At 37.3% G+C, this 13034-nt stretch carries 11 protein-coding genes and 1 pseudogene; 1 reads left to right on the top strand and 11 read right to left on the bottom strand.

What is annotated here, in order from left to right; genetic code table 11:
- Positions 1-66 precede the first annotated feature (66 nt).
- The 6 genes and pseudogenes from A5816_RS10235 to A5816_RS10260 form a co-directional block, all read right to left on the bottom strand.
- A complete protein-coding gene (locus tag A5816_RS10235; protein ID WP_086311287.1) occupies positions 67-576 on the bottom strand; it encodes a QueT transporter family protein in 510 nt (169 codons plus the stop codon).
- Positions 577-909: 333 nt separating this feature from the next.
- Complete coding sequence (locus tag A5816_RS10240; RefSeq protein ID WP_086311289.1) at positions 910-1671, bottom strand: 3-oxoacyl-ACP reductase; 762 nt, start codon at positions 1669-1671, stop codon at positions 910-912.
- Complete coding sequence (locus A5816_RS10245; RefSeq protein WP_002290506.1) at positions 1668-1889, bottom strand: DUF2829 domain-containing protein; 222 nt, start codon at positions 1887-1889, stop codon at positions 1668-1670. The genes A5816_RS10240 and A5816_RS10245 overlap by 4 nt, the downstream gene beginning before the upstream one ends.
- 19 nt (positions 1890-1908) lie before the next feature.
- A pseudogene (locus A5816_RS10250) lies at positions 1909-3495 on the bottom strand (helix-turn-helix domain-containing protein).
- Entirely contained in the window at positions 3495-4196 is a 702-nt protein-coding gene (locus tag A5816_RS10255; protein ID WP_002315539.1) for an LrgB family protein, read from the bottom strand. The pseudogene A5816_RS10250 and the gene A5816_RS10255 overlap by 1 nt, the downstream one beginning before the upstream one ends.
- Entirely contained in the window at positions 4189-4599 is a 411-nt protein-coding gene (locus tag A5816_RS10260) for a CidA/LrgA family protein (protein ID WP_002312390.1), read from the bottom strand. The genes A5816_RS10255 and A5816_RS10260 overlap by 8 nt, the downstream gene beginning before the upstream one ends.
- A 325-nt stretch (positions 4600-4924) precedes the next feature.
- Between A5816_RS10260 and A5816_RS10265 the strand changes: the two genes are divergently transcribed.
- Positions 4925-5659, top strand: coding sequence for an MIP/aquaporin family protein (locus A5816_RS10265; RefSeq protein WP_002290500.1), 735 nt, complete (start codon positions 4925-4927; stop codon positions 5657-5659).
- Positions 5660-5751: 92 nt separating this feature from the next.
- On the opposite strand, the gene A5816_RS10270 is transcribed toward A5816_RS10265, so the two are convergent.
- The 5 genes from A5816_RS10270 to lacD form a co-directional block, all read right to left on the bottom strand.
- A complete protein-coding gene (locus tag A5816_RS10270; RefSeq protein WP_086311290.1) occupies positions 5752-7221 on the bottom strand; it encodes a helix-turn-helix domain-containing protein in 1470 nt (489 codons plus the stop codon).
- Between the two features lie 264 nt (positions 7222-7485).
- On the bottom strand, positions 7486-8592 hold the full coding sequence (locus tag A5816_RS10275; RefSeq protein WP_086311436.1) for a DUF916 and DUF3324 domain-containing protein: 1107 nt from the start codon (positions 8590-8592) through the stop codon (positions 7486-7488).
- A 110-nt stretch (positions 8593-8702) separates the two neighbouring features.
- Positions 8703-10730 carry a MucBP domain-containing protein gene (locus A5816_RS10280; protein WP_086311291.1) on the bottom strand — a complete coding sequence of 676 codons (2028 nt, stop codon included), beginning with the start codon at positions 10728-10730 and terminating at the stop codon, positions 8703-8705.
- 55 nt (positions 10731-10785) lie between these two features.
- The gene (locus A5816_RS10285; protein ID WP_010731736.1) at positions 10786-11514 is read right to left on the bottom strand and encodes a WxL domain-containing protein; all 729 of its coding nucleotides are present in this window, start codon (positions 11512-11514) and stop codon (positions 10786-10788) included.
- Positions 11515-12051: 537 nt separating this feature from the next.
- Positions 12052-13029: a tagatose-bisphosphate aldolase gene (gene lacD / locus A5816_RS10290; protein ID WP_002372545.1), complete on the bottom strand. Its 978-nt coding sequence runs from the start codon at positions 13027-13029 to the stop codon at positions 12052-12054.
- Positions 13030-13034 lie beyond the last annotated feature (5 nt).

Consider the following 13034-nt stretch of genomic DNA (forward strand, 5'->3'; position numbering starts at 1 on the left):
GCAGCCTGGAAGAAGACTCAACATCCGGTCTCTTCCACGCTGCCATATTTTAATTTAAACAGATCTTTATTTTGTCAAATCCACTTTTTTACCGATCCAATAAATAATTATCCCACCGACAATCATTGATGCCAATTCTCCTAAAGCAATCACCCACCAATTCAAGAAAAAAGGTAGTTGATATAAAATCGTTAGCTGACCAGCTACTGTAAACATGGAAAAAGCGAATACGCATGCTGTCACTGCCATTTTGATTTTCATGTTTTTGATGCGACTAGTGATTTTATAGTTGATAAGCAATACAATCAGCGTGCTGACGCTTCCTACTACAACATCTATCAGTCCAAGAGGAGAAGCAATATTAGCCAAAGCTACTCCCGCTGTTACCGCGACGATGTATCTTTTGTTATACAAGGACAGATAGTTGAACATCTCCGAGAGACGAATCTGAATCACTCCAAAGCTAAAAACAGACAAAACCAGCGTCACTGCCACATATAAACCAGTGACTAGCGCCATCCGAGTCACATCTGTCGTTGTCCAGCGTTTGGCTGAACGGGTATTATTTTTTTCCATGTTCTATTTCTCCTTTGCAAGATAATTTTATCTTGGTAATGACTGCGACCAAAGGATGGGAAGAAAATTCCAACTGAAGTGCCGCAGAAGGTTGTGAAAAAGCTGCCCTGCAACAAGTAATAAGAATAGTCAAATAAAAATAGCTCCTCCTATTTTTCATTTGGCTGGACTTATTACCGCAGTTGCAAGCTTTTGAACACCGTTTATATCAGAAGGTTGTGAAAAAGCTGTCTGACATCAAGTGCCGGGAACAATCATCGACTTTCTTTTATCATCAACCATTTGGTTCTCTCTTTATTTCTTATCATACAGAAGCTTGAAAAAAACACAAGGTTATTTTAGCAACCAGCCACCGTCGATTGGAATAATCGTTCCTTGTATATAGCTTGCTTTAGGAGAGGCAAGAAATAATGTCAGCTCCGCTACTTCTTCCGGCTGTGCCCATCGTTTGACTGGTGTTTCATTTGCCACCCACTCTGCCATCTCACCTTTCCCTTCAAAATCAGCCGCATTCATCGGCGTTTGGATGGCTCCTGGAGCAATTCCTTTTACTCGGATCCCCTGCTCTGCGTAATCCAGAGCGAGTTGTTTGGTAAAACCAACGATTGCATGTTTCGCACTTGTATAAGCGATTCCACCTCCGCCAGCAACCAAACCCGCAATCGAAGCCATGTTGATGATTGTTCCGCTTTTTCGGCGGATCATATCAGGAAGGATGATGTTTGTTAGATGATACATGCTTTTCACATTCGTTTCATAAATCAGATCCCACAGCGATTCGTCAGTTTCCATCAAGGATTTGTATGCATCTAGTATCCCCGCAGTATTCAATAAAATCGTAACTTCACCAAAATGATTTTGGCATTTCGATACCGCTTGTTGGAGTTCTTTCCTCTGTCGGACATCCCCTAGTGCGTAGGCAAAAGTTTCAGGAAATCGAAAAGAAAGTTCTTCCATTTTTCCAAATTTTTGATCTAATCCAAACACAAAGGCATCTTGTTCCAGAAAAGCTTGGGCTTGTGCGGCACCAATACCAGAAGCAGCTCCTGTAATAAATACGACCTGTTTAGCTAAATCTGGATAACGGTTTTTCATTCTACGATCGCCCAATCATCTGCTAAAATATCGCAAACTGTAGGAGCAAAGCTAGAAAAACCTTCATCACTTGTTTTGATCAATAAGTAAGGCGTCACCGGACAGCCATCAAATTCATCATCGGATACGAGAACAACATAAAGCTCAAATCCACTCCATCCTTTACGAATAATCTTTGCACCTTTTTTCAATTCTGGTAAAATTTCTTCAAATGTCATCTTTATTCTCCTTTTTTTGTTATTGTTTTGATTGTTTTTGTTTTTGAATCATTTCAAATTTTTGAGATAGCTGAATGTAATCTATCAATTTTAATTCTTCGGTCACAATAAAATAGTCAAGATCCGCCCACGGTTTTCGATGAACTTTACTTGTTGAAATCAGAAGATCCACTTCTCTTCCCCGATAATCCGTTGGTAGAAAAATCAGCTGATAATCATTACGGAAAAACGTCCGTAACCCCTCCTCTAACAGTTGCTCTTCAAATAATGGGAAATCTGTCATCAAGAGGATCGTGATCTTTGGAAGCTGTGGAGTAAAGGCTCCTAATGTTTTAAACACAGTCAGATACCGACCCATCAAAAACGCATGATTTTTAAACGCCAGATGATTAGGCTGTTTGTGTCTGCTTTCAAAAAAGCGTACTAACCATTGTTTTAATTCCTTGTTTTCAATGACTAAATGATTAATGAAGTCACTACTGTTTCCATCAATCGTTTCTTTTGCGTTAGGAAAAAGATAGGCGAAAAAATGACTACTGAACAAATAGTTTTCTGCCTCAAAGGTCAGATTTTCCGCTGGTAGCTCCTGCTCTTCTTGATAAAGAGAAAGAGCTGCTTTTGCTTCAGAAAGAGCTGCAAAAGGCGGTGTTTCTGCTTGTTGATGGAAATCAAAGATTTTCTTCCGTATCTTAGGATCACTATAATATTCTTCACGCGTCATCAGAACAAGAAATAATGCGCCTAACTCGTCTTCTACTTGAAAATAATTAGGAAATACCGGTTCCATGACTTGGCAGAATCGCTGGAACAACAGATTGTCTGCGATCAGCCGTCTTTTTTTCTCATTCAATACCACATAATGCTTCTGTGATTTTCTTAAAAAAAAGGCACCTAGCATATATTCCAATCGTCTTTTTTTGATTTCATTCAAACGAACGTTGAAAAAAGCCATGATATGTTCCGCCATATTCTTTACGTCCATTTGAGAAATCGTTTCAAATGGCCAAATTTTCCCTCGAAACAACTGCCAAAATGTCATATGCAAGTAAAGTCGAATAATTTCTTCTTCGCCTTGCGCGATATATGTACCTCGTTGCAGACGAATGCCGTAAGTTTGCAATTGCTGTTTCCATTCATTGATTTTTCGATGAGCAGTGGATTCACTAATGTAATGCTTTTGCGCGAATTGATACATTGTATGAAATTCTTCAAAAAAAATGTCGTGCAACAGCTGGAATTTCAGCGTACTTTGCACGAGATAGATCAAAAAACGCTCATGTTCGATCGAATCGAGCGTATCATAAAAGTTATAGCCTGAACGGTGATTTTTTGTAAACAAAGGGTGCGTCTTACCGCTAAACTGCTGATAGTTTTTAGACAGCTCGTTTAGGTATTTCGACACGCTGCGGGCATCCAGCTGAACAACTTGCGCTAATTGTGCAGCAGTATGCCAAGCTTGATCCTCAAAACTTTCTAGGAGGAGAATCTTATAATATAGATCTTTATCAAATTGTTTAAGATACTCGGAAGACAAATACACGTCTTTCCCTCCTTTTTTATGCTAGAACGTTTTGGTTATTGTAGCATAAAATAGTGGTTTTCGCATCAAAACAAGCCAGCAAAGGGCTGAAAGAATAACGGTAGCAACAAAACGGTCAATATCCCATTTACGCATATCGCAAGCCCTGAAATGATCCCTTCTACTTCGCCAATCTCGATTGCTTTTGCTGTACCGATAGCATGAGAAGTACTTCCTAACGCCACACCGCGAGCAACGGGACTTTCGATCTTGAATAGGCGGAAAATATGAGTAGCGATCAGCGAGCCAAAAATACCTGTAGAGACAACAATAGCAAGAGTCACGGCATTCACCCCGCCCATCGTATGAGACAAATCGACAGAAATAGCCGTCGTTACAGATTTCGGTAGTAAGGAGATGACCATCTCTTTATGAAGAGAGAAGAAATAACCGATCCCTACACTAACCAAGCAATTTGCGACTATTCCTGCTAAAATCGCAGCTATTACAGGATAAAAATTTTCTTTCAGCAAACGGAAGTTTTTATAAAGCGGGATGGCAAGTGCCACTGTCGCAGGAGTAATCAGCATAGTCAAAAAATTGCCGCCGATATTATACTCTTTATAGCTGACGCCAGAAAAATGCAGAAATAAGATAATAACAACAATCGATAATACGAGAGGATTCAAAACAGGCAGTTTATATTTCCGCAAAAATTTGTCAGATAATACGTACACTCCTAAAGTCAAACTTAAGCCAAATAATGGATTTACAAAAAACTCAGTCAATTTGATTCTCCTCCATTTCGTTTACAGATACCCTGCTTGCTTTTTTCTTACGGACATAGCCTAGCAAAGCTTCTACCCCTTCTGCCGTTTTTCCCGCTGCGACCATCGTGACGATGGAACACACGACGACTGCCCCCAATAAAATAGGCCATATCGAAGCAATGTCATCAAAATATTCCAATAAACCTACACCAGCTGGAACAAATAAAATAGCTAGATTATTCAATAAAAAATCACCAGTTGCTCCGATTTTTTCAGGATCAACAAGATGCATTTCAAATGCTAAAAATAAAAAAAGAATCCCTAAGATACTCCCGGGAATAGGTAAATGAGCAAAAATTCGGATACCTTCTCCTAATACAGAAAAGAAAATAATAATGAAAAACTCTTGAAAAAATTTCATCAAACAACACTCCTTACGTATAGCTTTCATTTTACTAACAAACCTTTTCTGAAAGTTTCAAAACATGCTGTTTCTAAGATACAATTTTTGAGAAAAAAAACGTTTTTTTTTTGGTATATTTATAGTTAAGCTTGGTGATTTGTGGAGAACTTTTAAAAAGAGTTGGAGTTTTACTGTTGGTCTGGTTTCTTATACGTAATGGAAATCATTTTTTTATTCACATTTGTTAAGACTGCAGAAATCCTTCCGACACGAAACACTGCACCGATGCTTTTCGTGTTGATGTTTCTTTTTTTTTGCATTTTTATAACATTTGGAGGTATTTATGGATTACTCACTAATGACCCGTCTTGCGGCGGAAATGATTGGTACAGCATTACTAATCGTTCTAGGTAACGGTGCTGTAGCAAACGTAGATTTAAAAGGTACAAAAGGATATGGCAGCGACTGGATGCTGATTGCTGTCGGATATGGATTTGGGGTTATGATGCCGGCAATGATCTTTGGCGGAATCAGCGGTAACCACATCAACCCAGCATTTACGATCGCCTTAGCGTCTAACGGATTGTTCCCTTGGGCTGAAGTTGTTCCTTATATCATTGCACAATTGATTGGTGCAGCGATCGGACAATTGATCGTAGTGGCTTGTTACAAACCTTACTACGACCAAACAGAAGATGTAAACCATGTGTTAGGTACATTCTCAACAATCAACAGTGTTGGTTCTAAATTCAATGGTTTCGTCAATGAATTCTTTGGTTCATTCGTTTTATTCTTTGGAGCTTTAGGTATTACAAAAGCACCATTCTTCCAAGATAACCTTGGTACAGCTCACTTAGCACTTGGTTTCCTTGTATGGACATTAGTTGCTTCACTTGGTGGTCCTACAGGTCCTGGCCTGAACCCAGCTCGTGACTTTGCACCACGTCTTGTACACGCACTACTTCCATTGAAACATAAAGGTTCTTCTCAATGGGGATATGCATGGGTACCCGTTGTTGCACCTATCTGTGCTGGTGTCGTAGCAGTATTCTTATATAAATTATTATTTATGGCTTAATTAAAAGCTAAATAAAAAAACTTGGTACAGCGATTGCGTACCAAGTTTTTTTATTTTTAGAAAAAGCAGTCGGACTTTCTAAAAGAAGTTCACTATTCGATCCTGTCGATGATTTCTTCAGCAAAATCGTCTATTTGCTTGTCAATTTTGCTGTCTTTGTATTTCTCTTCTTGGATAGTCAACAAAATCTTTGTAAGGTTCCCCCAGTCTACTGCTCTTGGCGGATCAAGCCAAACCACTACTTGAGACACACTTTCTTCATATAAATTGTTTCTATTCGTGATTATAACATCCGGAAAATCAGGCTTTCCAGCCTCTATCACTTCCGTATTCAGATTAATGTACAAACTTAAATTTTTCTTGATAAATCGATTATAGGCAGCACCATAAGAAAAATCGATGATGATTTTTACTGGCTCAGAAACCAGTTGAACGGGTATGTGATTGATCAATAACAATAAATAACTGAAAAAAAGAAAAAATTTATCTTGAAGCAACTCTTTGTGTTTTGACATTAAATCATTCATATACTCTAACAGATAGCAATAAAATGTAGGATAGTTTTGATTAAAAAAAGAAATATCTAGTGGAAATTCATCCGATTTATTAAGGGTATAATGCAAAAGTTTAAAATGTATTTTGGTTAACTCATTTTGGATCGATTTTCTCGTCTCTTTCGGTAACCGTTTGAACCGTTTTTCAAAACTTTCAATGAACTGCTCATTCAACCATTCGATTGTTTCATCTTCTTTTTTCCTCAAATACTTTTGATCTAACTTATCATGGAGATAAAGCCACGAGAGGGTCTTACAGATAAAAACAACTGATTCCGTCTCCAGTACTCCTTTTAGATAGAAAAATCCTATATCTGAGAAAAATAGCGGCTGATTGTTGACAATATCTAAAGAATCTTCTTGTTCAGACAATAGATTGATTGCTAAAAAGTGGAATAATTTCTTTTTTTCATAAGCGGAAAGAGGATAATACCGATTTAAATTTTTTACCATTTTTTCTGTTTTTATAATTATAGGTAGCGCATACAACTTTTCAACACTTATTTCTGTTGAGTTAAAAAGATTATATAAAAAAAGGCGGATGTTTTTAGGATTTCCTGCCAACTTTCTTTTCTCAAAAAAAATTTGATACTTTTTTAGATTTCTTTTCAGCCCTTGCAATACTTTATAAGCCACAGAATAACTCACATGATGCTGTTCAGCAAAATTTTCTATTGAGATATATTTTTCCTGAAAGAAAGCCAATACCATTTTCATGGATAAAGAATCTGTTATATAGCGAGATAATAGGGCTTTACTAGAACTTTTACCATTGATTTCCAAACATATCACCAATTCACTAACAGTTAGACGAAAATTTTTCTCTAAATCGAACATTTGTAAATCATGTTTTAGCTTATCGATAGTTTTTTTCAAGAGAAATGTCGATAACGATAGTTTCTCTTGAATATCCGAGATTGATTCTGATAAATTTGAGCTTGCTTCTAAATATTTAAGTAATGAATAACTTCTATAATCTTCCTTGCTTAAAAAAAACTCATAATTCATTAGCCATCAGCTCTTTCTACGTATATTGCTGTTTCCATTCCTTCACTGCTACTATCCCTTCTTATTCATATTTTCTGCATTGTCCCAACTGTACGCTACACAACCTGGAGGATCCGTTTATTGACCATTCTTGCTGTTATACCAGTTATAATGATTATATCATTTGCTTATAGGCATCTACGCTAATACAAAAGCATTTTATACTATCGAAAAAGAACTTAAATATCACTCAATAAGGAAAAACTATTATTTGTTATTTTGATCTTACTTTTCTTTCTCTTCTTTCTTTTCTTTCTTTCTCAAAATAAACCAAAGGATAAGTATTAAAACGAACAACAAGAAAATCAGCGCTTCTAAGATGTAGATCCAATTATTGGCCTTTTTAATCGTCACATCCTTCGTATTCAATTCCTTGGCTTCTTTCCCGTCTATCATAAACACTTTTTCAAATATCCATTGGTCGGTATAGTTGATGGTGGTATTTTCTTTTTTTCTTGAGAATTTTCCGTTTTCATTTTCATTTCCTAGAATGGTCATTGTGAGATGATATTCGCCTGGAGTTAATGGCTGACCATCCAAAGCTGTTGGAAAAGAAAAGTTTGTATTCGGCGCAATCTGCAATCCTTCTTTTTCCTCCTGATACAAAACTTCAGAATGTCCTTTTTTTGTAATTTTTGTTTCAATAACTACTTGATTGATATAGGTTTTTTGATCATTTTGAACGTTTGCTAAAATGACATTTCTTGCATTGATTTGATCAGGTTTAACTTCATGGAGAACTAGGTTAGGAGCAACTTCATTCAGTGTCTGTCGCATTAACAAGGCCACAGTATAGGCGTATTCATTCTCAATCGATAAGCTTTGATCCTTGTTTTCTGTTTGATCCTTTTCCGTCACAATTTCTTTGAATGTGATCCCACCGGCCAATACACCATCGAATCGATCTTTTGGCATCTTGGCATGAAAAACCACGGTTTGAACGCTTTTAGGTTCCAGTGTCACTGTCTCTGGATAACTCACATAGTCGATCAGATCAAAGATTAGACTTTCGTCTTTTTCAATCTCATTTTTTCCATATTCAACCATCACGTTTGAATTAGTCGTTGCGCTATTTACAGAAATGTCGATTTTCACTTCTTTTTCCGTATCATTTCTCAATTCTGCTTTTAATTCTACTTCCTGATCTGGAACAAGTTGGAGATCGAAATAAGTTTTTCTTTTATCGATTTGATTCTCCGAAGTTATTGGCGTCACCGAAAAATTGAATGCACTAGCTGTCACTGGTAAATGGTTAAAAAGTGTCCCTATAATAACTAGGAGTGTTACAAATAATTGCTGTTTTGGTTTCAAGAAAATCGCTCCTTTCATCATATGTAAGAAAAGACGGGAACAAAAGCGTGTCTCTGCCATTTTAAGCTGTGCAATTTATGGTTCCTGTTGTCCTTGGTGAACCATGCTTTTGTCCTCATCTTCTCTTTTTATTAATTTTCTGGGACATCTGCAAGAATCCAGGATAGTTTCCCCTCAAATGTTCCAATCCTTTGATTTTCTACAGGAATATCTATTCTGATTCCATGTTGAGATGTAGAATCTAAAATAGCAGACAAATCACTTTCGCCTTTTTGGTCACTTTCGAAAATCGTAACAGCAGATGACCCTATAACCGTTGTCTCTTCAGAAGTAACAAAGGAAAGAGCTTCCGGGAGTTCAAACGTTCCATTTGTAAGAACTTTTTCTTGTTTCAATTGTAATGTCCAACCTCCACAAGCCCGTTCATCCATGATTTTCAATTCACCTGAGAACTGCCCAAATGCACTTAATGGTTTACTGGATATTTTATGTTGCCCAAAATCAACATACTGAGGAGCCGCTGAAAGATAAAGCTTTCCTTTTCTGTAATAAAAATAGATATCCGCCGTATTTTCGGAAAAGACACCTTCTGTATTCGCTGAATCAGAGTCAAAAACATATCCCTCAATATCAATAGGAATTTCTTTATAACTCTCTCCGATTTTTCCAGTGATTGTTTTCATTTCTGCGAGATCATTTTGACTCTCTTTCTCTTTATAATAAACATGGACATCTATTTCCTTCAGCTTCGCAATCGTCAGACTTATATCATTTGACTGCTCAATTAACTTTGCATTCTCAAGATATTCAAAGTGCATAGTCAGTACCTTTTCGGGAATGACTTCTCGCAAGTCTGTTTCCAACTCAATAATCAATGTATCACCAAGAACAAAATAATCTCCTAGATTGAGTGTGACTCGGTTTCCTGTTATCAGGATATCTTTGGTATCAACTTGATTTCCGTTGATCAAGATACGCTCAGGAATATTTAATTCTTGTGGTAGGTCTATACTAGTCTCCAATTTCTTATCTTCAAGAAAATTCCCAGTGACTTTCAATGTATTTCTGATAGTTATCTTATCGTTTCTTTCAACTTCAGCGATGGCCCCATAATCACTATCATTGACTTTTACATCAGCTGTTGATGACACATTAGATGGAAGTTGCGTCATTGCGATAGCGTTTTCTTGAAAAAATGTACCTGTTGAAGAAGTAAATCCCCAATTTACTTCTGTAGAACCGAATTGACTGATGAGATCAGGTACAATGTGAGAAGAGCGACCGACACCTTCCAGATCATAGGTGAGACTTCTTTGAGACGCGTCCCATTGAATGATTAATGTACGCCATGTACCATCAGAGAGAAAGGTAGGTGCTACTGTTACGCCAGTATGCTCTCCGGAATAATTGTTGTTATTTGGTTTAGGAGTGACAAAGGCGACATGTCCATGTCCCTTATTATCGGCAGTTATTTCACGATCCATTCGATCAGAAGAGCCACTATTTTTATATGTGTCGAACTCAATCGAGAGTGCATTTGCGACATAAGGCTGTCCTGATCGAGTCGAATAAGAACCAATTCCCATACCTGGAGAACCAATAACTTGACTGGGATCATTAGCCATTCTAGAATCACCAGTCAATGTAAAAGTCATACCATCTCCCGCTTTATCTCGTTGATTTCCTAAATATAAATAACATTTAAATGTAAAATCTGAGCGTAAATCGATTTTATTGTTTGACCAAATAGCGCCTCTTTGAGACCTCTCTGCTGGATTCAATTGCAATAGCTTCCCGTTTTCCAATATGGACGTGCTGGTACCGATGGGTTGTTGAAAAATCTTATCAATAGAAATAATATTGGGATCATTAGGCAGCCCCACTCGATAGGTCGGGGCATTCTCCAATGGCTGTTTGATTAACTCTTCAGATTCTTCTTTGTCAGTGATCTCTTTACTGTCAGTAGTACTTGAATTCTCACTGCTTTCTTGGATCTGGCTGGATTCTGTTAAATGATCGAGTGTCGAAGCCTCTTTACTTTCTTCGACTCTTCTATTATCATTCACCAACTGATTCGATTCCAAAGAATACCCTATAATCGGAAAGATATTAGTCGCTAATAGACTGCTTAAAATGAGCGCGATCCTTCTCTTTTTCACTATATCTTTTCCTCCTGATCGTTGAATTCCCAGATGAACTGTTCTTGCAAGTAAACTAGTTATTAGGTGTATCTTCTAATGTCCAAACTAATTTAGTAGAATATTGTTGCGCTAACTTGACAGATGTACCAGGTACCGAAAGCTGTACCGCATCTTTATTTTCATTTTCATTCGCACCAAATCGATAGACCCAAGTCCCCACACCTGTTCCTGATTTAGCATTGATTGCTAACGTATTATTTCCTCCTGGTGTCAGAGTTAATTCAGAATTGACCGTTTCAGGTGTATATGTTGGATCAACCAAAGAAACAGCCTGTCCTTTCGTAAACTTCAGCTGTGCTCCAACTAGTTCGTCCCCACTGGCAGTTTTAAATTGTTCTGGTTGGGCTACACTTAATTTCCACCCAGATAGTGTTCCTCTTTTATCTGTCACTTGGACATATGTCGGTTTTTTAGAACCATCAGTCATTTCATCAGCAGATGCATAATACGTTTTATCTGCAGTAGAAATTTTTTGAGTCCCAAATTTGAATTTTGATCCATAATCAATCGATAATGCTCCTCCTGTTCCAGGACTTGGAGGGTCTACTGGATCGACAGGGACGTTGGGATCAGGATCTTCCGGATCAACTGGAGGAGTTATTCCCTCATCTCCTGCTTCAAATGTGATCGTTCCGTCTGTGTTATATTCCTTTGGGTACACTTCAGCTGCAGAAACAAAAGTCGTACTTACTGCCATACTGAATAACATCGTTGCTACTAATATAGTTTCTTTTTTCATCATTGCCATTCCTCTTTCTTTTTTTAATAAATATACAATCGATCCATAGCATATGTTTGCTTTACGGAACTTATGAGAGAGAAGAATATCGTCCCGTGTCTGCTCATATATGTCGATTAGTTGTTAGATGATTATCAGTCCGTTTTGATTCTTATTTTTCTATTGCCGCTTGATGCAATTAAAATTAGAACTATAGCTGTCATAGTCTTTAAAATCATTTGTACGTCTCACACCTCCATCCATCAAAATATGACTTGACTGTCAAGACTGCAATCAATAGTTATTATAAGTAAATAAAAAATACATATTATATTATTTTTTGACAGTATCAGATAAAAAAAGAATAAACGCTTGCATCTAGTACTCCCTATGTTATGAATCGATTGATCAAATAAACATTCGCTGACTATTCTCCACAGCAAAAAAGCAGCAGATCCACGATAAATGGATCTACTGCTCTTACTTATCCTTATATTTGACAGGGATTTTCTTTGTCGTTGATGATATTCCATCACTGCCGTAGTAATAACAGAAAAAATATTAGAACCTATTAAAATCAATAGGTGTCGCGGTTTCCTTCAATACGGTATTTAAGCTTTCGATATTTGCTCGTCCTTGTGTATTCATCCATTCAATTGCTGCCTCTTTTCCATCAAGGACATAATGTTTGATTCCATCAGCCCAAGTGGCACGACCACAAAGAACACCGTTGAAGGTAGAACCAGCATGTTTTGCAAAGTGTAAGGTTTCTTGGAACAATTCAGAGGTTACACCAGCACTCAAAAAAACGTAAGGCAGAGGAGTAGATTCAGCTTGTTCTTTGAAAAAAGCTGCTGCTTCTGATTTTGTATAAATGGCTTCATCTATCCCATACCCTTCGACATATTTCATATTGACTGGCACTTCTACTTTTAGTGCATCCACCCCGTAACGTGTTTTAGAGAATTCTTTCATCATTCCAATCACTTTATGGGGTTTTTCGCGTGCATATTTTTTCGATGCTGAATCAGGAATGGTTGCATCATAAGACAGCAATTCTAGAAAGAATGGTAACTTCTCTGCTTGGCACTCCAAACCAATTCGTTCAATAAAGGCGTGCTTTTGATGATTTATTTCTTCAGATTCATCAATATCATAATATAGAAGTGTTTTACATGCATCCGCACCAGCTTCTTTCAAGCGCTTAACTGACCAAGCAGTTAACAAATCTGGGAGGCGTCCAGGAGTGGAGGTATCATAGCCAGTTTTCTCATAAGCTAACAATAATCCTGAATTTTCGTTCTTTACATCAGCAGCAGGTAGCCCGTAGTCTGGATCTAATAAAATAGATGATGCATATTCCGTTAATTCAGAGGCAACGATTTTCTTAAATTCTACAATCTCTGTGTCTTCTGCTTCACTTCCCTTGAATTGAGCAATCATTTTCTTCAATGCACCACGTTGGTCGATTGCTAAAGCACCAATTATCCCCTCGCTACTACATAAGCGATTGATAAATCGTCGTTTTTCTTCATTCAAATTGA

It is taken from the genome of Enterococcus sp. 3G1_DIV0629, from assembly GCF_002141285.1.
In the GTDB taxonomy this organism is placed as follows: Bacteria; Bacillota; Bacilli; order Lactobacillales; family Enterococcaceae; genus Enterococcus_B; species Enterococcus_B lactis.